Genomic DNA, 24848 nt, shown 5'->3' on the forward strand with positions numbered 1-24848 from the left:
CCTGGTGCCCCGGGCCGCACGGCGTCCTGTCGAATCTTTACTCCGCCCGATACCTCCCTTCATATAGCGGAATGTCCCCGCTTGTAGGGTCTGGGAGAAAGGGAGGAGCGCATCATGACGCACGCGATGTCACGGCCGGTTACCCTTTCCCTCGAACGCCCGAACCCCTTCGACCCGCCCGGAGAGCTGGCCCGGTGGCGCGAGGAGGGCCCGATCCGGCCGATGCTGTACGCGGACGGGCACGTGGGATGGCTGGTCACCGGCTATGCCGCCGCGCGCGCCGTGCTCGCCGACCCGAGGTTCAGCACCGACCTGAAGGTGCTGCACCCGCCGGTCGGCGGGCGGCTCACCCAGGCGATGTTCGCCGACGTCCCCGGCTTCTTCCTGCACCAGGACCCGCCCGAGCACACCCGCGTCCGCGGGCTGCTCACCGGCCAGTTCACGCTGCGCCGGGCCAAGGAGATGGAACCGAGGATCGCCCAGATCGCCGAGGACCTTCTGGACGCGATGGAGAAGGCCGGCCCGCCGGTCGACCTGGTGCGCGCGTTCGCCCTGCCGCTGCCCTCTCTGGTGATCTGCGAGCTGATCGGCGTGCCCGTCGAGGCGCAGGAGGACTTCCAGCGGCAGTCGGAGGTGATGCTCGATCTCGCCTCCACCCCGGAGATGGTCCGCCGGGCGAAGGACGAGCTGATGCGGTTCATGCTGGAGCTGGTGGACGGCAAACGGGCGCGGCCGGCGCAGGACCTGATCGGCAACCTGGTGGCGACCCGGCAGCTCACCAAGGAGGAGATCGCCGGCGTGGCGATGCTGCTGGTGATCGCCGGCCACGAGACGACCGCCAACATGCTGGCGCTCGGCACCTTCGCGCTTCTGCGCAATCCCGGGCAGCTCGCCGCGCTGCGCGAGGACCCCGGCCGCCGGGCCGGGGCCGCGGTGGAGGAGCTGATGCGCTACCTGAGCATCATCCACATCGGCCTGCTCCGCTCGGCCACCGAGGACGTCCTGGTCGAGGGCCACATGATCAGGGCGGGGGAGACGGTGACGGTGTCGGTGGCCGCCGCCGACCGCGACCCCGCGCAGTTCCCGGCCCCCGACGCCTTCGACGTCACCCGCCCGGCGACCGGGCACCTGGCCTTCGGGCACGGCGTCCACCAGTGCATCGGCCAGCAGCTCGCGCGCGCCGAGATGCGCGCCGGCTATCCCGCGCTGCTGCGGCGCTTCCCCGGCCTGCGCCTGGCCATCGAACCCGAGCAGGTCGCGACGCGGTCGGACATGGCGATCTACGGGGTGCACCGGCTCCCGGTCGCCTGGTGACCTCCGCAAGGCCCCGATCAGCGGTTGCGGGCGGCCGATAATCCGTTGCGGCGGGTGGGCGGCCTGCCTCTACTGTGCCACGCATGGGTGTCGAGGGCTTTTACGTGCTGGTCGCCGGCGTGGCGGTGTTCGTGGGCGCCATCGTGCAGGGAGGGGTGGGCTTCGGCCTCGGCCTGGTGGCCGCGCCGCTGATCACGGTGCTCGATCCGAGCGTGATGCCGGGGGCCGTCCAGATCGTCAACGTGACGCTGCCGCTGTTCACCCTGGCCGCCGAGTGGCGCAGGGTCGACTGGAGGGGCCTGGGGTTCGCGCTGCTCGGCCGGCTGCCGGGCAGCGCCCTCGGCGCGCTGGTCGTCGTGTACGTCAGCACCCGCGTTCTCGGCCTGTTCGTCGGCCTCATGGTGCTGGTCGCGGTGGCGGTCACCGCCTCGGCGGTCGCCGTCCCGCGCAACGGGGCCACGCTGGCCGGCGCGGGGTTCATCTCGGGGATCACCGGCACGGCGACCGGCATCGGCGGCCCGCCCATGGGCATCGTCTACCAGCACGCCAAGGGGCCGCAGATCCGGGCGACGCTCGCCCTGTACTTCTTTCTCTCGGCCGCGCAGTCGCTGGCCCTGCTCGCCGCCGTCGGCAAGCTGCCCGCCCGGTCGGCGCTGGCCGGGGCCGTGCTCATCCCGTTCATGGTCGCGGGCTTCGCCGTCTCCGGCCCGCTGCGGCGGTTCCTGGACGGCGGGCGGGTCAGGGCGGGAATCCTCGCGGTAGCCGCCATGTCAGCTCTTGTGTTGATCGGGCAGAGCCTGGGCAGTTAAGGGCGCGTTTCCCGATTGTTACCGGAGACAACAAATCTTGACCCTTCCAGGTCTGGTATCCGGCCCCGGGACGGAATACGTTGCCGCAAACAACATTCAAGGAAACGGCAAAACCGCGACCCGGTGACAGCCGTGCCATCCCCGGTCAGAGCTCGGCCGGGCACCTCCCGAACAGACCCCCGTGCCACGCCGTCAGTGGCCATCTCTGTAGAAAGGACCCGGTGCATCCATGCGCAAGGGGATCCTCGGCCTGACCGCCGCCGCGGCGGCGCTCTCTCTCGGTCTCACCGCCTGCGGGGGCGACAGCGGTGACTCCGGCGCGGCTCCGAGCGGCAGCGCCCCGGCGTCGTCCGCCGCCGCCAAGCCGGCGGGCAAGATCGGCGTCATCCTTCCCGACAGCAAGTCCTCCCCCCGCTGGGAGACCGCGGACCACAAGTACCTCGAAGAGGCCTTCAAGGCCGCCGGGGTCGAGTACGACATCCAGAACGCGCAGAACGACAAGACCGCGTTCCAGACGATCGCCGACCAGATGATCACCAACGGCGCCACCGTGCTGCTGATCGTCAACCTGGACAGCGGCACCGGCAAGGCCGTCATCGACAAGGCCAAGGGCCAGGGCGTCCCGGTCATCGACTACGACCGCCTCACGCTCGGCGGCGGCGCCTCGTACTACGTCAGCTTCGACAACGTCAAGGTCGGCCAGCTTCAGGGCGAGGGCCTGGTGAAGTGCCTGACCGACAAGAAGGTCGACAAGCCCATCATCGCCGAGCTGAACGGCTCGCCCACCGACAACAACGCCACGCAGTTCAAGGAGGGCTACGACGGCGTCCTGAAGCCCAAGTACGACTCGGGCGACTACAAGAAGGGTCCCGACCAGTCGGTTCCCGACTGGGACCCGCGCAAGGCCAACACGATCTTCGAGCAGATGCTGACCTCCGAGCCCAAGATCGGCGGCGTGCTCGCCGCCAACGACAACCTGGGCAACGCGGCCATCACCGTGCTGAAGAAGCAGAAGCTCAACGGCAAGGTCCCGGTGACCGGGCAGGACGCCGGCGTCCAGGGCCTGCAGAACATCCTGGTCGGCGACCAGTGCATGACGGTCTACAAGGCGGTCAAGCAGGAGGCCGACGCCGCGGCCAAGCTCGCCGTCGCGCTCGCCAAGGGTGAGAAGCCCACGGTCAGCGGCACGACCAAGGACACCCAGACCGGCCAGGACGTCCCCGCCGTCCTGCTCGACCCGCTGGCGGTCACCTTCGAGAACGTCAAGGACGTCGTCGCGGACGGGTTCGTCACCAAGGACGAGCTGTGCAAGGGCGAGTACGCCGACAAGTGCACCGAGGCCGGAGTCCAGTAGAACCGCGGTTCGGCACGGCTCACGCTCCCGCGGGGAGGTCCCGGCAAGGGGCCTCCCCGCGGGGATGCGGGTGACGTACCGTCAGTCCCTGAGGAGCAACGTGTCATCCCAACCCGTCCTGGAGATCCGGGGGCTCGACAAGAGCTTCGGTCCCGTGCAGGTGCTGCACAATGTCGCCTTCTCGGCCTACGCCGGTGAGGTCACCTCCCTGGTCGGCGACAACGGCGCAGGCAAGTCCACCATGGTCAAGTGCATCGGCGGCACCTACACGGCCGACGCGGGGGAGTTCCTGTTCGACGGCAGGCCCGTGCAGGTCAACAGCCCCCGTGAGGCCGCCGACCTCGGCATCGAGATCGTCTACCAGGACCTCGCCCTCTGCGACAACCTCGACATCGTCCAGAACATGTTCCTCGGCCGCGAGAAGAAGAGCGGCCTGGTGCTGGACGAGGCGACGATGGAGGAGATGGCGGCCAAGACGCTCGACAGCCTCTCGGTGCGCACCGTCAAGTCGATCCGCCAGCACGTGTCGAGCCTGTCCGGCGGCCAGCGGCAGACCGTGGCCATCGCCAAGGCCGTGCTGTGGAACAGCAAGGTCGTCATCCTGGACGAGCCGACCGCGGCGCTCGGCGTCGCCCAGACCGCCCAGGTGCTGGAGCTGGTGCGCCGCCTGGCCGACAACGGCCTGGCCGTGATCCTCATCTCCCACAACATGAACGACGTCTTCGCCGTCTCCGACCGCATCGCGGCGCTCTACCTCGGCCGGATGGCCGCCCAGGTCAAGGCGTCCGACGTCACCCACTCACAGGTCGTCGAGCTGATCACCTCGGGACGCAGTGGCGAGCTCGGCCTGCAGAACGTCAACGGAGTCACCGCATGAGTACGACGATGGTTCCCGACAAGCAGACCGCGGCGCCGGCCCCGAGCCTCAGCGGCAACGCCCGTGCCTACATCGGACGCGTCCGGGGTGGTGACATGGGCGCGCTGCCCGCCATCCTCGGGCTCCTCGTCCTGTGCACGGCCTTCGCCGTCCTGCGGCCGGTGTTCCTCTCGGCGATCAACTTCGCCAACCTGTTCACCCAGGGCGCCGCGATCAGCGTGATCGCCATGGGGCTGGTCTTCGTCCTGCTGCTCGGCGAGATCGACCTGTCCGCCGGGTACACCAGCGGCGTGTGCGCCGCGGTGCTCGCGGTGATGATGACCCAGAACGGGCAGCCGTGGTACCTCAGCGTGGGGGCGGCGATCCTCACCGGCGTCGTGATCGGCCTGATCCTCGGCGCGCTGGTCGCCAAGCTCGGCATTCCCTCGTTCGTGGTGACCCTGGCCGCCTTCCTGGGCTTCCAGGGCCTGCTGCTGGTGCTGGTCAACGAGGGCAACAACATCGCCATCCGCGACCCGCTGATCATCGCGATCGAGAACAAGAACCTGCCGCCGTCCCTGGGCTGGATCCTCTACGCGGTGTGCGTCCTGGTCTACGCCGCCATCCAGGTCGTGCGGGCGCGCCGCCGCGCCGGGCGCGGGCTCGCCGCCGACACCGCCGGCATCATCGCCGTCAGGGTGGGCGCCCTGGTGATCCTCGGAGGCCTGGCCGTCTATGCCCTGAACCTCGAGCGCAGCCGCAACGCCCTGCTCGTGTCGCTCAAGGGCGTGCCGATCGTCGTGCCGGTCGTGCTGGCCCTGCTGATCATCTGGACGTTCGTCCTGCGCCGCACCGCCTACGGGCGGCACATCTACGCGGTCGGCGGCAACGCCGAGGCGGCCCGCCGCGCGGGCATCAACGTGGACCGCATCCGGGTCAGCGCCTTCGTCATCTGCTCGGGCATGGCCTCGATCGGCGGCATCATCCTGGCCTCCCAGGCCAGCTCGGTCGACCCGAGCACGGGCGGCAGCGACGTGCTGCTGTTCGCCGTCGGCGCCGCGGTCATCGGCGGCACGAGCCTGTTCGGCGGCAAGGGCCGGGTGCTGGACGCCATCCTCGGCGGCGCCGTGGTCGCCGTGATCAACAACGGCATGGGCCTGATGGGCTACAGCGCCAGCGTCAAGTACATCGTCACCGGGCTGGTGCTGCTGCTGGCCGCCGGGGTCGACGCGCTGTCGCGCAAGCGGGCGGCCGCCTCTGGGCTCAGGTGATCGCCGGTCCGGTGCCACCTGACCCCCCACCCGGACCGGACGATCAACGAGCAGAGGAACGCCGATGATGCGCGCGGGACCCTCGCAGGAGGAGATCCGCCGCCACAACCTCGGAGCCCTGCTGCGTCACGTGCACCTGGGCGGCCCGACGTCCCGCGCCGAGCTGACCACGCGGATGGGGCTCAACCGCAGCACCATCATGGCCCTGACCGCCGACCTGACGGCGGCGGGCCTGGTGCGGGAGGAGCTGCCCAGGGAGACCGGCAGGGCCGGGCGCCCCTCCCTCGTGGTGCGGCCCGAGTCGGCGCGCGTGTACGTGCTCGCGTACGACATCGGGGTCGATCGCCTGGTGGCCGCGCGGGTGGGGCTCGGCGGGGTGATACTCGACCGGCGCGAGACCACCCGCCGGCGCGGGGTGTTCGCCATGGAGAACGAGGTCGAGCGCCTGGCCGCGTTCACCGGGCAGATGCTGGGCAAGACCCGCTCCGACACCGTGTGCGTCGGCGCGGGCGTGGCCTTCTCCGGCGGGGTGCGGCACTCTGATGGGTTCGTCCGCTTCAGTCCCAACCTGGGGGTCTTCGACATTCCGCTGGGCGAGGAGCTGGAACGCAGGCTGGGGCTCGGGGTGCCGGTCGTCGTGGGCAACGACGCCAACGTGGGCGCGCTGGCCGAGCAGGCGCGCGGGGTCGGCGTCGGAAGCCGTGACCTGATCTACCTGCACGGGGATGTCGGCGTCGGCGGCGGCATCATCACCGCGGGCCAGCTGCTCGGCGGGCACGGCGGCTACGGCGGCGAGGTCGGCCACATGGTGGTCAACGCGGGCGGCCGGCCCTGCGGGTGCGGGTCGCACGGCTGCCTGGAGGCCGAGGTGGGGGAGCGCGCGCTGCTGGAGGCCGCCGGCCGGTTCGGCCCGCAGATCGGGCGCGACGCCGTGCGCGCCGTCGTGGACGCCGCCGACCGGGGCGACAGCATCGCCCAGGAGGCGCTGGCGCGCGTCGGTGACTGGCTCGGCCTGGGCGTGGCCAACCTGGTCAACATCTTCAACCCCGAGATCGTCATCTTCGGCGGCATGCTGCGCGAGATCTACCTGGGGGCGGCGGCGCAGGTGCGCAGCCGCATCACCACCGACGTGCTGTACGCCTCCCGCGAGACCCTGCGCCTGCGCACCCCGATGCTCGGCGACGACACCACCCTGGTGGGCGCGGCCGAGCTGGCGTTCGCCCGGGTGCTCGCCGACCCCCTGGACGCCCTGGCCCGGGTCGGGGCCTGAGCGGCGGCGGCCGGGCTACGCGGGCGCGGAGGCGACCATCGCCGCGCCGGCGCCCCAGGTGTTGCAGGCGCCGGGGCCGGCGGCCTTGAAGCCGCGGCTCAGCCAGTTGGCGATGGTGCGCCCCTTGCCGTGGTCGCGCACCTTGGTGCGCTCGTCGCCGCTCTCGCGGGTGGCCTCCAGCAGATAGTCCCAGTCGTCGGAGGTGCGGTCCAGGGAGTCCCAGACGCTGCCGATGAACGCCCCGGCGAAGCACTCGGCCTGCAGTTCCAGGCGGCGGTACTGCTCGTAGTACTCCGGCTTGCCGCGGTAGGCCAGGCCGTTGAACGCGGCCTCGATGCCGGACAGGTTCTGCACGTGGTGGCCGTACTCGTGGGCGATCACGTCCATCAGGAACAGGTCCTCGGCCTGCCGGGTGAGGTGCTTGTCGAGCATGATGACGATGCGCCGCTGCGAGGGGCAGTACAGCCCCTGGGCGTTCTTGGGCCAGCTGTGCCCGCACACGCGTCCCGGCCGGGTGATGAACTGCACACCCGGCTCGGAGAAGCGGATGCGCGCCTTGGCGAGCTGGGTCTTCCACGACGCGCCGAGGCAGTCCAGCAGCGGCAGCACGTATCTCTTGGCGGAGGCGACGCTGCCGGGTGTCACGGGCTTCTCCGGGCACCGCGCCGCGGGGAGCCTTCCGGAGGTGTACAGGGGGCTGCGGGTCAGCGCGGCGCGCTTCACCGGGTAGGACGCCGCTGTCGCGGGGATGCCCGGCGCCGAGGCCGCGAGGCAGAGACCCGTGAGTAGTCCGGCCGACAGCGTGGTGGAGCGCTTTCGACTGATCACAGCAGAGGAGAGTAGCCGCTATGTATGCGTAAGGGCCGATAAATGAGGCAGATCGGGTCCGGGGGTCCGTCTCAGGAGACCGCGGACGCCGAGGCGCTCCAGGTGTTGCAGGCGGAGGGCGAGGCGGCGCGGAAGCCGCGGTCCAGCCATCCGGCGATGTTGGCGCCCTTGCCGTGGTCGCGCACCTTGTAGTTCTCGTCGCCGCTGCGGCGTTCGACGGCCAGCAGGTCCTTCCATTCCGCGCCGGTGCGCTTCAGGGAGGGCCACACGCCGCCGATGAAGACCCCGCCCAGGCACTCGGCCTGAAGCTCGTGCCTGCGGTCCTGCTCTTCGGCCTCCGCCCTGCCGCGGCTGTCCATCACGTTGTAGGCGCGGGCTATGCCGGCCAGGTACTGCACGTGGTGGCCGTACTCGTGGGCGATCACGTCCATCAGGAACAGGTCCTGGGGGGTGGCCACGCTGTCCTTGTCCAGCAGCACGGTGATCCGCCGGTCGCGGCCGCAGTACAGCGCCTGGACGTCGTGGCCCCACTTGTCGCCGCACGTCCGCTCGGGTTTGGTGATGAACCTCACAGTCGGCGTGCTGAACGGGATGCGGGCCTTCTGGAGCTGCACCGCCCACACGGCGTCCAGGCACCGCAGCAGCGGCGTGAGGTAGGCGCGCACCGAGGCCACGTCGCCGGGCCGCACCGGCCGCTCCGGGCAGGAGCTCCACGGCAGGCGGCCCGTCGTGTACAGGGGATTTCGCGTCAGGACGCCCGCGTCGCCGACCGGGTAGGCGGCCGGGTTGGCGGCCGGGTTGGCGGCCGGGTTGGCGGCCGGGTTGGCGGCCTGGGCGGCGGCGGCCGGCCCACTGCCGACGACCAATCCGGCAATAAGCATGAACAGCACAGGCAGCGACGAAGTTCGCATGGTTCCGTGAGGGTACGCGAGCTGCGCGCTTGGCGTAAAACCGATCTAATGTGGACAAGTTGTGGAGGTTTTCCGTGCATGTCCCAAAGGCGCCGCAGGGGTGGGACCCTGGGGGCGAGCCGGAGGGGCGGACCCCTCCGGTGAATAGACTCGACGGGCGTCGGTAAGAGGCGGAGGAGATGATTCCGTGAGCGAGCGGACCCAGCGAACCGAAGGTTCGGGCGCGGACAAGGCCGGCCTGCTGGAATCGGTGAAGGGTCCGGGAGATCTCAAGCGCCTGGAGGCCGGCGAGCTGCCCGCCCTGGCGGCCGAGATCCGCGACCTGCTCGTGTCCATCACCTCCCGCACCGGCGGCCACCTCGGCCCGAACCTCGGGGTCGTCGAGCTGACCATCGCGCTGCACCGGGTGTTCGACTCCCCGCGCGACCGCATCCTGTGGGACACCGGCCACCAGGCCTACGTCCACAAGATGCTCACCGGCCGCTCGGGCGACTTCGACACCCTGCGCCAGGAGGGCGGCCTGTCGGGCTACCCGTGCCAGGCCGAGTCCGACCACGACGTCATCGAGAACTCCCACGCCTCCACCGCCCTGTCCTACGCCGACGGGCTCGCCAAGGCCTACAAGCTGCGCGGCGAGGCCGACCGCACGGTCGTCGCGGTCATCGGCGACGGCGCGCTGACCGGCGGCATGGCCTGGGAGGCGCTCAACAACATCGCAGGCCACGCCAAGGACCCCGACCTGCCGCTGGTCATCGTGGTCAACGACAACGGCCGGTCCTACTCGCCCACCATCGGCGGGCTCGCCTCCCACCTGGCGTCCCTGCGCATGACCCAGAGGTACGAACACCTGCTGGAGTCCGTCAAGCACAACCTCAGCCGGGTGCCCGTGGTCGGCCCGCCGCTGTACGAGACGCTGCACGGCGTCAAGAAGGGCATCAAGGACGTCCTGGCGCCCCAGGTGATGTTCGAGGACCTCGGCCTGAAGTACGTCGGCCCGATCGACGGCCACGACGAGCAGGCCGTCGAGGCCGCGCTGCGCAAGGCCCGCGCCTTCCGCGGGCCGGTCATCGTGCACGTCCTCACCATCAAGGGCAACGGCTACTCCCACGCCGAGAACCACGACGAGGACCGCTTCCACTCGCCCGCGCCGTTCGACCCGCTCACCGGCGAGGAGCAGCCCAAGCCGCACAGCTGGACCAACGTCTTCGGCCAGGAGCTCGTGCGCCTCGGCGCCGAGCGCCGCGACATCGTGGCGATCACCGCGGCCATGCTGCACCCCACGGGCCTGGCCGCCTTCGCCGAGGCCTACCCCGACCGCACCTACGACGTCGGCATCGCCGAGCAGCACGCCTTCACCAGCGCCGCCGGCCTGGCCCTCGGCGGGCTGCACCCCGTGGTCGCCGTCTACGCCACCTTCCTCAACCGGGCCTTCGACCAGCTCCTCATGGACATCGCCCTGCACCGCCTGCCGGTCACCGTCGTGCTCGACCGCGCCGGGGTCACCGGGGACGACGGGCCCAGCCACAACGGCATGTGGGACATGTCCATCCTCCAGGTCGTCCCGGGGCTGTCGATCGCCGCGCCGCGCGACGCCGCCCGGCTGCGCGAACTGCTCGCCGAGGCCGTCGAGGTCGACGACGGCCCGACCGTGGTGCGCTTCCCCAAGGGCGCCCTCGGCCCCGAGATCCCCGCCGCCGGGCGCCTGGGCCGCATGGACGTGCTGCGCGCGGGCGGCCAGGACGCCGACGTCCTGCTGGTCGCGGCCGGTGCCATGGCCCAGCCCGCCCTGGACGCCGCCGTGCTGCTGGACGCGCAGGGCATCTCGGCCACCGTGGTCGACCCGCGCTGGGTCAAGCCGCTGGACGAGGCTCTGGCCAAGGCCGCCGCGGCCCACCGGCTGGTCGCCGTGGTGGAGGACAACGGCCGGGTCGGCGGGGTCGGCGACGCCGTCGCCCGCCTGCTCAGGGACGCCGGGGTCGACGTCCCGGTGCGCACCTTCGGCATCCCGCAGCGGTTCCTCGACCACGCCAAGCGGGCCAAGATCCTCGCCGAGATCGGCCTCACCGGGCAGGACCTCGCCCGGGAGATCACCGGCGCGGTCGCCGGCCGCTCGGCCACCCTGGAGGGCGACCCCGCCCGCTGAGCCGCCCCGCACCGGCCGCCGCCCGGGCGGCCGGTGCCTTCCCCTCACCACCTCGACGAACCCGCCCTACAGGCTCCCGTGACCCTGAGCCGGGCGGCGCCCCGAACGCGGAAGGATGTTCACCCGCCCTGTGGGTAGGCATGACCTGCGCTTTCATGGGCAGGCGTCCTCGCGGTCATCGAGGAAAGGGGCACGCGGATGTCGGTTTTCCGGACGAAGTCTGTTGAACGGTCGATCGAGGACACCGAGGCGCCCGAGCACCGGCTCCGGCGCAACCTGAGCGCGCTGGACCTGACCGTCTTCGGGGTCGGAGTGATCGTCGGCACCGGCATCTTCGTCCTGACCGGCCAGGTCGCCCGCGACACCGCCGGACCGGCCGTCGCGCTGTCGTTCGTCGTCGCGGGCGTCGTCTGCGCGCTCGCGGCGCTCTGCTACGCCGAGTTCGCCTCCACCGTGCCGGTCGCCGGGTCGGCCTACACCTTCTCCTACGCCACCATCGGCGAGTTCCCCGCGTGGATCGTCGGCTGGGACCTGATGCTGGAGCTCGCGCTCGGCGCCGCGGTCGTCGCCGTCGGCTGGTCGGGGTACTTCTCCGAGCTGATGGCTTCGCTCGGGGTGCACCTGCCGGACTCCCTCGCCGGCGAGCACGCGACGTTCAACGTGCCCGCCGTCGTCGTCGTGCTCGCGCTGACCGCCGTGCTGGCGGCCGGAATCAAGCTGTCCGCGCGGATCAACCTGGTCATCGTCACGGTCAAGGTGGCCGTGGTCCTGCTGGTCATCGTCGCGGGCCTGTTCTTCGTCAAGGGCGCCAACTACACCCCCTTCGTCCCGGACGCGCAGCCGACCCCGGCCGTGCACGGCCTCAAGGCGCCCCTGATCCAGGTGGTCTTCGGCATCACCCCGGTCGCCTACGGCCTGCTCGGGGTGTTCGTCGGGGCGGCCGTCGTCTTCTTCGCCTTCATCGGCTTCGACGTGGTGGCCACCGCCGCCGAGGAGACCCGCAGGCCCCAGCGCGACCTGCCGATCGGCATCATCGCCTCCCTGGCCGTGTGCACCGTCCTGTACGTCGCGGTCTCGCTGGTGGTCGTCGGGATGCAGCCGTACAACCGGCTCAGCCGCTCGGCCCCGCTCGCCGGAGCCTTCCGCGTTGTCGGGCAGGACTGGCTCGCCACCATCATCAGCATCGGGGCGCTCGCCGGTCTGACCACGGTCGTGATGATCCTCATGCTGGGCCAGAGCCGCATCTTCTTCGCGATGAGCCGCGACCGGCTGCTTCCCGGCGGCCTGGCCGCCGTGCACCCGCGGTTCGGCACCCCCTACCGCATCACGATCATCATCGGCGTGGTCACCGCGCTGCTGGCCGGGTTCATCCCGCTGTCCGCGCTGGCCGAGCTGGTCAACATCGGGACGCTGTTCGCCTTCGTCCTGGTCTCGGTCGGGGTGATGATCCTGCGGCGGACGCGGCCCGACCTGCCCAGGGCGTTCCGCACGCCGCTGGTGCCCGTGGTGCCCGTCCTGTCGGTGCTCGCCTGCCTCTACCTGATGCTGAACCTGCCGGTCGAGACCTGGGTGCGGTTCCTGGTCTGGATGGCCCTGGGCATCGTGCTGTACTTCGCCTACGGGCGGAGGCACAGCCGGGTCGAGGAGCCCTCGCCGGCCCGCGCCGGGTAGCCGGGGCGCCGCGACGGAGGTCGTGACCGGGCACTCCAGAAGCGCCGCACAATTGAGGGAGGGGCGGCAGGCAGGAGGAGGACCGCCATGATCACGCTTGAGGACGTCGCCAGGCACGCGGGGGTGTCACTGGCCACGGCGTCGCGGGTGCTCAACGGCAGCAGCCGCCAGGTCGGCGCGGCCCTGCGCGTCAGGGTCGAGTCCTCGGCCGCCAAGCTCGGCTACCGCGTGGACGCCGCCGCCCAGACGCTGGCACGGGGCGCCAGCAACGTCGTGGGCGTGATCATCCAGGACCTCACCGACCCCTACTTCGCCGCCATCGCCGACGGCGCCATCCGCTCGGCCGACCTGCACGACATGGTGGTGACCCTCGGCACCACCTACCGCGACCCCGAGCGCGAGATCGCCCTGGTGGCCACGCTGAACGCCCAGCGGGCCCGCGCGGTCCTGATCACCGGGTCCCGCGTCGACGACGCCTACCTGCTCGGCAGGCTGCGCGCCGAGCTGGAGGTGTACCGCGCCTCCGGCGGCCGGGTCGCCATGATCGGGCAGGACCTCCTCGGCACCGACACCGTGGCCCCGCTCAACCGCGAGGGCGCCCGCGAGCTGGCCCACGCGATCGCCGGCCAGGGCCACCGCCGGTTCGCCGTGCTGGCCGGTCCCAAGCGGCTGTTCACCGCCGCCGACCGCACGCTGGGCTTCCTCGAAGGGCTGTCGGAGCTCGGCCTGCCCGCGCCCGTCGTCGTGCACGGCGGGTTCGACCGCGACGGCGGGCAGGCCGCGGCCGAGGAACTGCTGGACATGGGCGCCGAGGTCACCTGCGTGTTCGCGGTGAACGACGTCATGGCGATGGGGGCGCTGGCCGCCTTCCGCGCCCGCGGCGTCGAGGTGCCCGGCGAGCTGTCCCTGGCCGGATTCGACGACATCCCCACGCTGCGCGACGTGGTCCCCTCGGTGACCACCGTGCGGCTGCCGCTGTCGCACATGGGGTCCATGGCCCTTGATCTCGCGCTCTCCAGCGAGGACGCGCCCCGCGTGGAGCCGGTGGCCGGGCAGGTCGTGCTCCGCGAGAGCGTCCGCAAGCTGGGCGCCCCGGGCACGGCCGCGACCACCACGGCCCCGGCGGCGCACACCCCGGTCACTCCCTGAGGCGGCGCACACCCCGCCTGCCCGGGTGCGGCCCCTGGCGGGCTCGCGGAGGCGGCGCTCAGCCGCCGAGGTCCTCCTTGGCCGCCAGGCGGATCAGCGCCTTGGACAGCGGGTGGGCGGTCAGGGCGATCTGCCACTCGCGCGCGCCGAGCCGGCGCAGCCGCTCGGCCACCGCGTCGTCGCCGAGGTCGTCCGGCGGCTCCCAGGTGAGACGGCGCACGGCCTCGGGCTGCAGGAGGTTCTCCGTGGGCATGTGGTTGGCGTCGGCGAGCGCGGCGATGGCCGTGCGGGCGGCGGCCAGCCGCCTGGCCGCGGCGGGGTCGCGGTCGGCCCACCGGTTGGCGGGCGGCGGACCGTCGCCGGGGCCGCTCTGCTGCGGCAGCTCCGCCTCGGTCAGCACGCGCGCCCGGCCGATGGCGTTCAGCCAGTCGCGCAGATGGCGCCGCGCGCTGCGCCCGGTGAACGGGGGGATCTCGGTCAGCGCCTTGGTCGTGCGCGGCTGCTCGAGCGCGGCGGTGACGATGGCCGAGTCGGGCAGCACCCGGCCCGGGGCCAGGTCGGCCTCCCGCGCGAGCTCGTCGCGCAGCGTCCACAGCTCGCGCACCACCGCCAGGCCGCGCAGCGAGCGCACCCGGTGGATGCCCGACGTGCGCCGCCACGGGTCGACGCGCGGCGGCGCCGGGGGAGCGGCGAGGATCGCGGCGAACTCCTCCTGCGCCCAGGGCAGCTTGCCGCTGCTCTCCAGCTCCGCGTAGAGCATGTCCCGCAGCTCGATGAGCACCTCGACGTCCAGCACGGCGTAGCGCAGCCAGTCCTCGGGCAGCGGGCGGTGGGACCAGTCGGCCGCCGAGTGGCCCTTCTCCAGGCGCAGGCCGAGGACGTTCTCCACCATCGTGCCGAGGCCGACGCGCTCGTAGCCGAGCAGCCGCCCGGCCAGTTCGGTGTCGAAGAGCCTGCGGGGGACCAGGCCCAGCTCGGCCAGGCACGCGAGGTCCTGCGTGGCGGCGTGCAGCACGATCTCGGCGCCGTCCAGCGCGGCGTCCAGCCGCGACAGGTCGGGGCAGGAGATGGGGTCGATCAGCGCGCTGCCGGCCCCGGCGCGGCGCAGCTGGACCAAGTAGGCGCGGCCGCTGTAGCGGTAGCCGGAGGCGCGCTCGGCGTCGACGGCGACCGGGCCGGTGCCCTGGGCGAACGCCTGTACGGCCGCGGCGAGCGCGGCGGGGTCCTCGATGACCGGCGGGATTCCCTCGCGGGGCTCCAGAAGCGGCACTATCTCGGATGCGGGGATGATCTCTTCGTCGGTCACGTCCTGAAGGACTCCGGGTCTTCGCGACGCGCGGTCCGCGGCTGCAGGGCCGCGACGTCAGGTGGCAGGGGTGGGATGCCCGCGGCGAGGCAGATGAGGTCGCACCAGGCGGCGACGTGGGCCGACAGGTCCTCCTCCAGGGGGGACCACGAGGCCCGCAGCTCCAGCTCGGTGGTGACCGGGTCGTCGGCCTTGTTGCCGAAGCCCTCCGACACCGCGCGGGTGACGGTGCCGCCGGCGGCGGCGTACCGCGCCTGGTGGGAGTCCAGGGACTCGGTCAGCCAGCTCCACGCCACCGGGCCGAGCATCGGGTCGGAGGTGATCTCCGGCTCCATGTCGGCGCGCACGTAGGCGACCAGGCGGAAGGGGCCGTCCCACCCGCGCTGGCCGTCGGGGTCGAACAGCATGATCAGCCGGCCGACCGCGAGCTCGTCGTCGTCGCGGTAGACCGACGCGCCGACCGCGCCGGAGTAGGGGGCCAGCCGCTGGGGGGCGGGGATGTCCTCCAGCTCGATCTCGGGCCTGACCTCGGTGGGACGCAGGCTTTCCAGCGCCCGCCGGAATGCGGCGGGGGCCGGTGGCGCGTCACCGATGGTCATGATGGCAGCGTAGGACGGAGCGGGCGGGGCCGGAAGCAGGGGGGTATGCGCGGAGGACACCGAAGGTGATCAAGCCGTCATCACCGGTGCGCCGCCACGCTCCATGGAGACCCGGTCGTGGCGCAGGTGGTGGCGGGGTTGCTCCTCGAACCCCTGCTCGCCGGCACGGAGCGCACAATGCACAGTGCGGTGCTCGGAGGAACTCCACATCGCGGTCATCGCGGGCCTTTCGTCGGGTCCCAAGATCGAGTGCTCGCACGGACAGGAGCGCGCGCCGCCGCCTGGCCGGCGCATCCCCGCGCGCGCCATGTCCGTGAACTCGAGGGCTGGTCCGACGTTGACACGTCACGGCGACATTTCCCCGCAACGCGCTCGGCGTGTCCCGAAAGTGGTCACCGAATCAGCGCCGCGCGGTGATTTGGCGAGCATTTGAACCAGCCGTGACATGATCACGAACCTCGCGTGAGACGTACTGTACCTGCGCTTGGCCGCTGATTGGCGCGGTCGGCGGCCGTCCGGGCCGCAGACTGCCCCTACTGAACCAGACATATTGTACGGATCGCCACGTCGTTCACCATGACCGGACATCGGCCTGGTAGGTAACTTTTTCGCGGCAAACTTTGCCGTCGCCCTCCAGGAAGGCGGCGGACTTGTTTCCGCCGGGCCCGCCGGCGCCGCCTTCAACGGCCGCGTGGCCCTCCGACGGCCGCGTGGCCCCTGCGTGCGGCCGCCGGCCCCCTTCCGCGCGGCGCGGCCCCCCTGTTCCCCCGGCCAGGCGATGCTCCGACCACGTGACCGGCGTGGCACTCTGGTCAGGTGAATCCCGAGACCGCCGAGTCCCCGTTCATCCGCGCGTGCAGAGGTCTGCCCGTGCCGCACACGCCCGTCTGGTACATGCGTCAGGCTGGGCGCGCGCTGCCGGAGTACCGCGCCGTGCGCGCCGATGTGCCCATGCTCACGGCCTGCGCCACGCCCGACCTCATCGTGGAGATCACGATGCAGCCCGTGCGGCGGTACGGCGTGGACGCGGCGATCTTCTTCAGCGACATCGTCGTGCCGCTCAAGGCCATCGGCGTCGACCTGGACCTCCGGCCCGGCGTCGGCCCCGTCATCGCCGCCCCGATCAGGGACGCCGCCGCGGTCGCCGCGCTGCGCGACCTGACGCCCGGCGACGTGCCCTACGTCACCGAGGCCATCGGCGCGCTGACCAAGGAGCTCGGCCCCACGCCGCTCATCGGCTTCGCCGGAGCCCCCTTCACGCTGGCGTCCTACCTCATCGAGGGCGGCCCGTCCAAGAACCACGACCACACCAAGGCCATGATGTACGGCGAGCCGGCGCTGTGGCACGCGCTCATGGACCGCCTCACCCAGATCACGCTGGCCTACCTGCGGGTCCAGGCGGACGCCGGCGCCTCGGCCCTCCAGCTGTTCGACTCCTGGGTCGGCGCGGTGGCCCCCGACGACTACCGCGAGTTCGTCATGCCCTACACCAGCCGCATCTTCGCCGGCCTGGCCGACCTCGACGTGCCGCGCATCCACTTCGGCGTGGGCACCGGAGAGCTGCTCGGGTTGCTCGGCGAGGCCGGCGCGGACGTGGTCGGCGTCGACTGGCGCGTCCCCCTGGACGAGGCCGCGCGCCGGGTCGGCGAGGGCAAGGCCCTGCAGGGCAACCTCGACCCGGCCATCCTGTTCGCCCCCTTCGAGGTCGTCGAGCGGCGCGCCCGCGACATCCTCGCGCGGGGGCGGGCGGCGGGCGGCCACGTGTTCAACCTCGGCCACGGCGTGCTCCCCACGACCGACCCCGACCAACTCACCCGCCTCACCGACCTCGTCCACGAAGCCTCAACCCGCTGACCGCGTCCCAGCACTATTCGAGTCGGCCGGGCTCGCCGGAGTGCGGAGGGTGTCCCTGGCCGACGGGGCCGGAGAAGGGCCATACAGGGCGGTCGGCGAGCGGGGCCTCACCCTCCGGCCTCTCCCGGGTCTCCGGCGTCTCCGAGGGGGCCGGGGGCTCCGGTCTCTCCGGGGAGTTCTGGGACTCGGACGACGGGTTCCCGGGGAGGGCGTGCTCTGGCGGCGCGCCGGGGTGGGGCGTGGGCGGGACGGCCACGCCGGGGCCGTCATCGCCGCCGCGCCCCCGGCGCAGCGCCCTGATCCCCCGGCGGGCGCCGACGTAGGCCGCCCACAGCACGGCGAGCACCGCCAGCCACGGCAGCAGCGCTCCGAAGACCGCGAGGCCGACCCGCGCCGTCTGCTTGAGCGTCGTCCACCCCGACCGCAGGCCGGTGAAGAAGTTCGGCGGCTGGGGCTTCGGCCGGTGCACCATGGGCTCCCGGCGCACCGGCCCCTCCACGTGCAGGGTGAGTGTGCCGTCGGCGACGCGCGTGGCGAGGCTGCGCTGGCGCGCCTGCAGGGCTTCCAGGTCGGCCTCGCGGCCGGAGATCTCCCGCTCGACCTTGAGCACCTCCGAGACGTTCTTCGCCTTCTTCAGCAGAGAGCGGAGCTGGTCCAGGCCCGCCTTGGCCGACTTCACGCGGCTGCCGACGTCGGCGATCTCCTCGGTGACGTCCTCGGTGGACAGGCGCAGCGACACGCGGGTGCCCAGTTCCTTGCCGAGCCGGTCGGTCACCGTCGCGTAGTGGTCCGGCGGGATCTTGAACACCAGGGTCGAGGTGTCCTGGCGCGCCAGGGCGGCCGCCTGCTCGCCGTCCAGCCGGCCCCCGGCGCCGGCGACGATCCGCTTGGCGGTGTCGGTGGCCGCGGTGACGTCCTTCACCCGCACCGTCATCTCGCCCGTGTACACGATCGCCCGCGGGCCGGCCTGGGGCGCGTCGGGAGTGGGGGCCGCCTTCTGCGGCGTCACCTTCGTGGAGTCGCCGGCCTGGCCGGCCGCGCCTTCGTCCCTCTGGACGGGTGCGACCGCCGGTGCGCCGGCCTCGTCCGATAAGGAGGCAGGGCCCCCGCAGCCGGACAGCGCGAAGGCCGCCGCCGCCAGGGCCGCCGCGAGGGCCGGGCGGCATCGTAATCTGCTCATGTCATGGTTGACGACGCGGCCTCTCGGCGGGTTTGACGTGCCGCGTCACAATGCCGTCACGGTCTCGACCAGGGGCCCGCCGGAGCCGCGGCCCGCACCGGCGGTGCCGGAGGGTAACGTCTGGGGGCATGGAACCTACTCGGCGGCACGTCGTGGTCGTCGGCGGGGGCATCGCGGGGCTGGCCGCGGCCTTGCACCTCCGCCAGGAGGACGGCGACGTTGCGGTCACCGTGCTCGAAGGCGCCTCGCGCATCGGCGGCAAGCTGCACGCCTCGCAGGTTGCGGGCTTCCCGGTGGACGAGGGCGCGGAGGCCATGCTGGCCCGGCGTCCGGAGGGCAAGGAGCTGGCGCGCATGGCCGGCGCCGGCGGCGATCTGGTCCATCCCGCCTCCGTGGGAGCCTCCATCTACAGCAGGGGAGCGCTGCGGCCGATGCCCAAGGGGCAGGTCATGGGCGTTCCCTCCGACCTCGCCGAGCTGGCCCGCTCCGGGGTCCTGTCGCCCGGCGGCCTGGTCCGGGTGCCGTTCGACCAGGTCCTGCCCGCGACCCTGATCACCTCCGACGTCTCGGTGGCCGCCTACATCCGGGCCCGCATGGGCGGGGAGGTCCTCGACCGCCTGGTCGAGCCGCTGCTCGGCGGCGTCTACGCCGGGCGCGCCGAGATGCTCTCGCTGGACGCCACCATGCCCGCCGTCGCCACGGCGGCCCGCACCGAGCGCTCCCTGCTCCAGGCGGCCCGCGCCATGGCCGCGAAGGCCCCCAAGGACGCCGGCCCGGTGTTCACGACACTGAGAGGCGGCATGGGCGGCCTGCCTGAGGCGGTCGCCGCGGCGTCCGGCGCCGAGGTGCGCACCGGCGTCATGGTGCGCGAGCTGAGCCGCACGCGCGCCGGATGGCGCCTGGTGACCGGCCCGGCGCGCGCCCCCGAGACCGTCGAGGCCGACGCGGTGATCCTCGCGGTGCCCGCGCCGGCGGCCGGCCGGCTGCTGTCCGGCGAGGTGCCCAAGGCCGCCGCCGAGCTGTCCCGGGTGGAGTACGCCAGCATGGCGATCGTCACCCTGGCCTATCCGCGCGCGGCCTTCCCCGAGCAGCCCTCCGGCAGCGGCTACCTGGTGCCGCCGGTCGAGGGCCGGGCCGTCAAGGCCGTGACCTTCAGCACGGTCAAGTGGCCCCATCTGGCCGAGGCCGATCCCGGCGTGCTGGTGCTGCGCTGCTCCATCGGCCGGTTGGGCGAGGAGGCCGTCCTGCAGCGCGACGACGGCGAGCTGGTCGCCCTGGCCATGACCGAGATGGCCGAGGTCATGGGCGTTCGCGGGCTGCCGCTCGACACCCGGGTGACCCGCTGGGGCGGCGCACTGCCGCAGTACGAGGTGGGCCACCTCGACCGCGTGGCGCGCATCCGCGCCGCCGTGGCCGTCCAGCCGGGCCTGGCCGTGTGCGGCGCGGCCTACGACGGGGTGGGCATCCCCGCCTGCGTCGCCTCCGCGCGCGCGGCGGCGGCGAGCATCCTCGCGCACCTGCGGGAGGAGCGCGGGGGAGAATGGCGTGAGGACCAGCCGGCGGCCGGCACCCGCTGAGGTGCCGCGCCGGTCAGAGCATTCGACGGAAGCGAGCGTGGACTTGTGAGTGAGGAGCGGGCGCGGCCCAAGGCGCGCGATCTCAACGAGGTGATCCGCTACACCATGTGGTCGGTCTTCCGGGTGCGCGAGGAGCTGCCCGGCGAGCGGCAGGATCTGGCGCACGAGGTCGAGGCCCTGTTCGCCCAGGCCGCCGAGAAGGACGTGGTGACCCGCGGCGCCTACGAGGTGGCCGGGTTCCGCGCCGACGCCGACTACATGTTCTGGTGGCACGCGCCCACCGCCGAGGACCTCCAGGAGGTCTACGGGCGGTTCCGCAGGACGTCCCTGGGCCGGGCGAGCGAGCCGGTGTGGTCGGCGATGGCCCTGCACCGGCCCGCCGAGTTCAACAAGTCGCACATCCCGGCGTTCCTGGCCGAGGAGGAGGCGCGCGGCTACGTCTGCGTCTACCCGTTCGTGCGCTCGCTGGAGTGGTACCTGCTGGAGGACGCCGAGCGCCGCAGGATGCTCGCCGAGCACGGCGCGCTCGCCCGGGGGTACCCCGACGTGCGGGCCAACACCGTCTCGTCGTTCGCGCTGAACGACTACGAGTGGATCCTCGCCTTCGAGGCCGACGAGTTGCACCGCATCGTCGATCTGATGCGCGCCCTGCGGGCCTCCGACGCCCGGCGGCACACCCGCCTGGAGGTGCCCTTCTACACCGGCACCCGCAAGCCGGTCGGAGAGCTGCTGACCGCCCTCCCATAAGCCTGCATAGCCGGACAATCGCGACATCTGTCACTCAAGCCTCAAAGGACACATCTGTTACTTTTGGGGAACAACCGCCGCGAGGATGCGATCTTTGGCATACTCGTGGGGATTCCCGTGTCGAAGTGAGGCAGAGGGTGACCAGGGGCAAGAGTCTGGCACGGTCCAGGCGAGGGGGGCACCGGCGGCGCAAGGCCCGCCGCGCGCGCGTTCTCGAGGGTTTCTTAGGGGTGGCCGCCGTCACGGTGGGGGCCCTGGCGGTCGGTGCGGTGTTCCTGCGGCCGGACGGCGGCCAGGCCGTCGCCGGCCTGGCGCCGCCCCCGCCGCGGGTGGCGGCGGCGCCTCCCGCCGCGCCGGTGGAGTCCGGTGGCGGCTCCCAGGCCAGGGCCGCCGGAGCCAAGGCCAAGAAGGCCCGCGACCCGGCCAAGACGGCGTCGGGTCCCTCCGAGCACACCGATGCCAAGGCGGTGAGCTACTTCAAGCAGCGCTGGGTGGACGACAAGGCGATCAAACGCATCACCGACATCAGGACCGTCGGGAAGTACCTGCGCATCTACACCGACCTGCCGGAGTCGGCGCACGACTCCAAGCCGGCGATCGACCTGTGCAAGCGCGGGCTGGAGTACCTCGTGCAGGAGGTCGGGGACGAGCACCCCGTGGTCTTCGTGCAGGCGGAGTTCGGTCAGAACGGCAACCCGGTGCTGGCCAACATCATCGGCGCGGGCGACAAGTCGTGCCGGCTCACCCATCCCGCTCCGGACTGAGAGGTGTCCGCCCTGCCCGGGGGCGGAGGCCGCCGCACCCGCACGCGCGTCCGGCCGCAGACCGCGCAGCGCTGTGTGACCACCTGGCCGATGGTCTCGATCGTCTCCCACCTGTGACGAAGGTGCACACGGCTCCCGCACGAACCCCGACCCGGGCCCGCGCGAAGGCGTGCGCCCGGGATGGGTCTACCCGCACGGCGGCATGACCACTCGCTGACGGTGACATTCCGCTGGCTTTCCGTGACGAATGCGGGCATATGGGACGAGTTGCGGGAGCCGGGCGATCGGTCAGGAGTCGGCGGGGACCAGCCGCAGGGACACGGAGTTGATGCAGTAGCGGTCGTCGGTGGGCGTCGCGTAGCCCTCGCCGTGGAAGACGTGCCCGAGGTGGGAGTCACAGCGGGCGCAGCGGACCTCGACCCGGGACATGCCCAGAGAGTGGTCCTCGATCAGGGTGACGGCCTCGGACTCCGACGGCTCGAAGAACGACGGCCATCCGCAGTGCGAGTCGAATTTGGTGTCGGAACGGAACAGCTCGGCTCCGCAGGCGCGGCAGGAGTAGACCCCTTCGGCCTTGGTGTCGACGTACTCGCCGGTCCACGGGCGCTCGGTGCCCGCCTGGCGCAGCACGCGGAACTCCTCGGGGGACAGCTGGACGCGCCAATCGGCCTCGCTCTTGACCACCTTTTCCATGCCTTAAGCCTATGCGGGCGCAGGCGATGGGGATCGCGCGGACCGACGACGTAAGCACTTCGTCAGCGGCCCTCGGGGCGCGCCCGCCCGCCCCGGTTCCTGTCGGTGGCGCGGGGTACGGTCGAAGGCATGGCGTCGCCGTTCATCGAGCTCAACGTCGGGGGCCGGACCGTCAAGGTCACCAACCCGGACAAGGTCTACTTCCCTGACATCGGTGCGACCAAGCGCGAGCTGGTCGAATACTACGTGTCGGTCGGCGAGGGCGCTCTGCGCGCGCTCAGAGACCGGCCCACCTACCTCAAGCGCCACCCCGACGGCGTGCTGACAGAGGCCATCTACCAGAAGCGCGTCCCGCCCCGGCACCCCGACTGGCTGCAGACCGTCACGGTGCGCTTCCCGAGCGGGCGAAGCGCCGACGCGCTGCGGGTGACCGAGGTCGCCGCCATCGCCTACTGTGCCAACCTCGGCACCATCGACTTCCACCCCTGGCCCACCCGCGCCGACGACGTGGAGCGCCCCGACGAGCTGCGCATCGACCTCGACCCCCAGCCGGGCACCGGCTTCGAGGACGCCCGGGCGACGGCGTTCGCCGTGCGCGAGATCCTCGACGAGCTCGGCATGCGCGGCTTCCCCAAGACCTCCGGCACGCGCGGCATCCACATCAACGTGCGCATCGAGCGCCACTGGTCGTTCACCGAGGTGCGCCAGAGCGCCATCGCCCTCGCCCGCGAGGTCGAGCGCCGCCGTCCCGACCTCACCACCACGGCCTGGTGGAAGGAGGAGCGCGGCGAGAAGGTCTTCATCGACTACAACCAGAACGCCCGCGACCGCACCATCGCCAGCGCCTACTCCGTCCGGGCCAGGCCGCACGCCCCGGTCTCGACGCCGGTCACCTGGGAGGAGCTGGCGCAGGTCGATCCGCGAGACTTCGACATCCGCACCGTCCCCCCGCGCTTCGCCGAGCTCGGCGACGTGCACGCCGAGATCGACGACCGGGCCTTCTCCATCGAGCCGCTGCTCGAGTGGTACGCCAAGGACGAGCGCGGCGACATGCCCTACCCGCCCAACTACCCCAAAATGCCCGGCGAGCCCAAGCGCGTCCAGCCCAGCAAGGCCAGGCCCGAGGGGGAGCAGCCCGGGGCGGGCTGATCCGCCGCGCCCGCACGCGACCGGCCGCCGTCCGGAAGGGACGGCGGCCGGAGTTGTGAGGCCCGAGTTGTGAGGCCCGGGCGGGTCACCAGTTGGCGGGCAGGCCCGGGGTGGTGGGGGGCAGCGGCCGGTTCGGCGGGTGGATGACGTAGACCACGCCGCGGCTGCTGGAGCCGCGCAGCCAGACGTTCTCGAAGTTCGCCCTCGGATAGACGTGGCGCACCGCGTCGTCGTTCGGCGAGGCCGGGTCGTTGGCGATCACGTCACCGGTCGCGGTGAAGCCGATGATCACCATGAGGTGGCCGTTGGTGCTGTACCCGGCGCCGGGCAGCTCCTCCTTCTTGAACGACTGGGAGGTCACGACGGGGATGCCCGCGGCGATCAGGCGTTCCATCTCGGTGAGCGAGCGCAGCCGGGTGACGAACCCCTCCATGCCGTACCGGCCGGCGTAGGCGGTGTTGAACGGCCAGTTGCCGGCGCCCTCGTAGTCGTGGTCGTAGGTGTACCGGGCGGCGTAGTCGACCTCGGGGTCGGGGTCGGCGGGGTCCACCCAGGCGGTGTCCTGCGCGCTCGGCCACTTGCCCCAGTAGCCGAGGACCATGGTGGTGGAGGTCGGGCTGCACCAGGCCTCCCCGCCGCCGTCCCACTCGGGGTAGTGGCCGGCGTGGACGTTCTGCGAGCGGCGCGGCACGTTCAGCTCGACGCCCCAGGCGGCGCCGCCGGGGCTGACCGGCACGGTGGCGCGGTCGGGCGCGGCCGAGGCCATCGCGCCGAGCGCCCGCACCTTCGGCACCACGTGGGAGCCCGGCGTGCGGTACAGCGTGAGGCGAAGCTGGTAGCTCGTGATCGGCCGGTCGTCGGCTGCGACGAAGGTGTCCACGGAGACGTAGCCGTTGTCGTCGCCCTGGCTCGGCACCGAGGTGCGCAGGATGTCGCCCTCGGCGTAGGACCAGCGCCCGAGCACGTACCACTTGGTCTGGCCGGTGGAGTTGCGGCCGCGCATCTCGACCTGCAGCCAGCTCCCGGCGGGGACGTCGGCGTTCCACGAGGCGACGGCCTCGGTGGCGGCGAAGCCGATCTGCCGCTCCGTGCCGGTCCACCGGGCGTACTCCCACGTCTTGGTGCCCAGGGCGTCGGTGTAGACGGTGGTCCCCACGGGGCGGGCGAAGGACAGCGTCCTGCCGGGGGCGACGCCCTCGGCCCTGCCCTGGTGGAAGGAGGCCCGCTGGTAGGTCACGTCCACCGCGGCGGGGGCGGGCCCGCTCCCGGCCATGGCGGGGCTCGCGGAACCCGCGGTGAAAAGGACGGCGGACAGGGATGTGCTAAGGAGGGTGGAGAGGAACCTGGTCAGCACGCGCATGGGCTCACCTTGCCTGTCGGTCGGTTGGCCGCCGACGGTAGAT

Annotated in this window: 21 protein-coding genes; 14 read left to right on the forward strand and 7 right to left on the reverse strand. The window is 72.1% G+C overall.

What is annotated here, in order from left to right:
• The first annotated feature begins 114 nt into the window (after positions 1–114).
• The 6 genes from ACFQSB_RS03970 to ACFQSB_RS03995 all read left to right on the forward strand — a co-directional run bounded on the left by ACFQSB_RS03970 (position 115) and on the right by ACFQSB_RS03995 (position 6874).
• Positions 115–1314 carry a cytochrome P450 gene (locus ACFQSB_RS03970; RefSeq protein ID WP_380824263.1) on the forward strand — a complete coding sequence of 400 codons (1200 nt, stop codon included), beginning with the start codon at positions 115–117 and terminating at the stop codon, positions 1312–1314.
• A gap of 83 nt (positions 1315–1397) precedes the next feature.
• On the forward strand, positions 1398–2123 hold the full coding sequence (locus ACFQSB_RS03975; RefSeq protein ID WP_354838815.1) for a sulfite exporter TauE/SafE family protein: 726 nt from the start codon (positions 1398–1400) through the stop codon (positions 2121–2123).
• A 229-nt stretch (positions 2124–2352) separates the two neighbouring features.
• Positions 2353–3477 carry a sugar ABC transporter substrate-binding protein gene (locus tag ACFQSB_RS03980; RefSeq protein ID WP_354838818.1) on the forward strand — a complete coding sequence of 375 codons (1125 nt, stop codon included), beginning with the start codon at positions 2353–2355 and terminating at the stop codon, positions 3475–3477.
• Between the two features lie 100 nt (positions 3478–3577).
• Complete coding sequence (locus tag ACFQSB_RS03985; RefSeq protein WP_380824264.1) at positions 3578–4354, forward strand: ATP-binding cassette domain-containing protein; 777 nt, start codon at positions 3578–3580, stop codon at positions 4352–4354.
• A complete protein-coding gene (locus ACFQSB_RS03990; protein WP_354838824.1) occupies positions 4351–5604 on the forward strand; it encodes a sugar ABC transporter permease in 1254 nt (417 codons plus the stop codon). The genes ACFQSB_RS03985 and ACFQSB_RS03990 overlap by 4 nt, the downstream gene beginning before the upstream one ends.
• Before the next feature lie 67 nt (positions 5605–5671).
• A complete protein-coding gene (locus ACFQSB_RS03995; RefSeq protein ID WP_354839694.1) occupies positions 5672–6874 on the forward strand; it encodes an ROK family transcriptional regulator in 1203 nt (400 codons plus the stop codon).
• A gap of 15 nt (positions 6875–6889) precedes the next feature.
• Here ACFQSB_RS03995 and ACFQSB_RS04000 read toward each other — a convergent pair whose 3' ends face one another.
• Both ACFQSB_RS04000 and ACFQSB_RS04005 read right to left on the reverse strand, forming a co-directional pair.
• A complete protein-coding gene (locus tag ACFQSB_RS04000) occupies positions 6890–7702 on the reverse strand; it encodes a neutral zinc metallopeptidase (protein WP_380824266.1) in 813 nt (270 codons plus the stop codon).
• A 71-nt stretch (positions 7703–7773) separates the two neighbouring features.
• Entirely contained in the window at positions 7774–8613 is an 840-nt protein-coding gene (locus tag ACFQSB_RS04005) for a neutral zinc metallopeptidase (RefSeq protein WP_380824267.1), read from the reverse strand.
• A gap of 238 nt (positions 8614–8851) precedes the next feature.
• Here ACFQSB_RS04005 and dxs point away from each other — a divergent pair, with 238 nt between their 5' ends.
• The 3 genes from dxs to ACFQSB_RS04020 all read left to right on the forward strand — a co-directional run bounded on the left by dxs (position 8852) and on the right by ACFQSB_RS04020 (position 13576).
• Positions 8852–10756: a 1-deoxy-D-xylulose-5-phosphate synthase gene (dxs, locus tag ACFQSB_RS04010; protein ID WP_380824516.1), complete on the forward strand. Its 1905-nt coding sequence runs from the start codon at positions 8852–8854 to the stop codon at positions 10754–10756.
• 198 nt (positions 10757–10954) lie between these two features.
• The gene (locus tag ACFQSB_RS04015) at positions 10955–12427 is read left to right on the forward strand and encodes an amino acid permease (protein ID WP_380824268.1); all 1473 of its coding nucleotides are present in this window, start codon (positions 10955–10957) and stop codon (positions 12425–12427) included.
• A gap of 87 nt (positions 12428–12514) precedes the next feature.
• Positions 12515–13576 (forward strand): LacI family DNA-binding transcriptional regulator, encoded by a 1062-nt coding sequence (locus ACFQSB_RS04020; RefSeq protein ID WP_380824270.1) that lies wholly within the window; start codon positions 12515–12517, stop codon positions 13574–13576.
• Between the two features lie 58 nt (positions 13577–13634).
• On the opposite strand, the gene ACFQSB_RS04025 is transcribed toward ACFQSB_RS04020, so the two are convergent.
• Both ACFQSB_RS04025 and ACFQSB_RS04030 read right to left on the reverse strand, forming a co-directional pair.
• Complete coding sequence (locus ACFQSB_RS04025) at positions 13635–14882, reverse strand: HRDC domain-containing protein (RefSeq protein ID WP_380824271.1); 1248 nt, start codon at positions 14880–14882, stop codon at positions 13635–13637.
• On the reverse strand, positions 14879–15481 hold the full coding sequence (locus ACFQSB_RS04030; RefSeq protein WP_354838845.1) for a DUF3000 domain-containing protein: 603 nt from the start codon (positions 15479–15481) through the stop codon (positions 14879–14881). The genes ACFQSB_RS04025 and ACFQSB_RS04030 overlap by 4 nt, the downstream gene beginning before the upstream one ends.
• A gap of 816 nt (positions 15482–16297) precedes the next feature.
• Here ACFQSB_RS04030 and hemE point away from each other — a divergent pair.
• Positions 16298–17335, forward strand: coding sequence for a uroporphyrinogen decarboxylase (gene hemE / locus ACFQSB_RS04035; RefSeq protein ID WP_380824273.1), 1038 nt, complete (start codon positions 16298–16300; stop codon positions 17333–17335).
• Positions 17336–17348: 13 nt separating this feature from the next.
• Here hemE and ACFQSB_RS04040 read toward each other — a convergent pair whose 3' ends face one another.
• The gene (locus ACFQSB_RS04040) at positions 17349–18515 is read right to left on the reverse strand and encodes a DUF4349 domain-containing protein (RefSeq protein WP_380824274.1); all 1167 of its coding nucleotides are present in this window, start codon (positions 18513–18515) and stop codon (positions 17349–17351) included.
• A gap of 128 nt (positions 18516–18643) precedes the next feature.
• On the opposite strand from ACFQSB_RS04040, the gene hemG reads away from it, so the two are divergent.
• The 3 genes from hemG (at position 18644) to ACFQSB_RS04055 (ending at position 21603) form a co-directional block, all read left to right on the forward strand.
• Positions 18644–20092, forward strand: a complete 1449-nt coding sequence (gene hemG / locus ACFQSB_RS04045; RefSeq protein WP_380824275.1) for a protoporphyrinogen oxidase — start codon at positions 18644–18646, stop codon at positions 20090–20092.
• Positions 20093–20197: 105 nt separating this feature from the next.
• Positions 20198–20839 carry a hydrogen peroxide-dependent heme synthase gene (hemQ, locus tag ACFQSB_RS04050; RefSeq protein ID WP_354839703.1) on the forward strand — a complete coding sequence of 214 codons (642 nt, stop codon included), beginning with the start codon at positions 20198–20200 and terminating at the stop codon, positions 20837–20839.
• A 230-nt stretch (positions 20840–21069) separates the two neighbouring features.
• Positions 21070–21603: a hypothetical protein gene (locus tag ACFQSB_RS04055; protein ID WP_380824277.1), complete on the forward strand. Its 534-nt coding sequence runs from the start codon at positions 21070–21072 to the stop codon at positions 21601–21603.
• Between the two features lie 288 nt (positions 21604–21891).
• On the opposite strand, the gene msrB is transcribed toward ACFQSB_RS04055, so the two are convergent.
• A complete protein-coding gene (msrB, locus tag ACFQSB_RS04060) occupies positions 21892–22296 on the reverse strand; it encodes a peptide-methionine (R)-S-oxide reductase MsrB (RefSeq protein WP_354919692.1) in 405 nt (134 codons plus the stop codon).
• A gap of 129 nt (positions 22297–22425) precedes the next feature.
• Here msrB and ligD point away from each other — a divergent pair, with 129 nt between their 5' ends.
• Positions 22426–23445, forward strand: a complete 1020-nt coding sequence (gene ligD, locus ACFQSB_RS04065; RefSeq protein WP_380824279.1) for a non-homologous end-joining DNA ligase — start codon at positions 22426–22428, stop codon at positions 23443–23445.
• Between the two features lie 85 nt (positions 23446–23530).
• On the opposite strand, the gene ACFQSB_RS04070 is transcribed toward ligD, so the two are convergent.
• Entirely contained in the window at positions 23531–24805 is a 1275-nt protein-coding gene (locus ACFQSB_RS04070; RefSeq protein WP_354919698.1) for a C39 family peptidase, read from the reverse strand.
• Positions 24806–24848 lie beyond the last annotated feature (43 nt).

This window comes from Sphaerisporangium rhizosphaerae, from assembly GCF_042665155.1.
Taxonomy (GTDB): Bacteria; Actinomycetota; Actinomycetes; order Streptosporangiales; family Streptosporangiaceae; genus Sphaerisporangium; species Sphaerisporangium rhizosphaerae.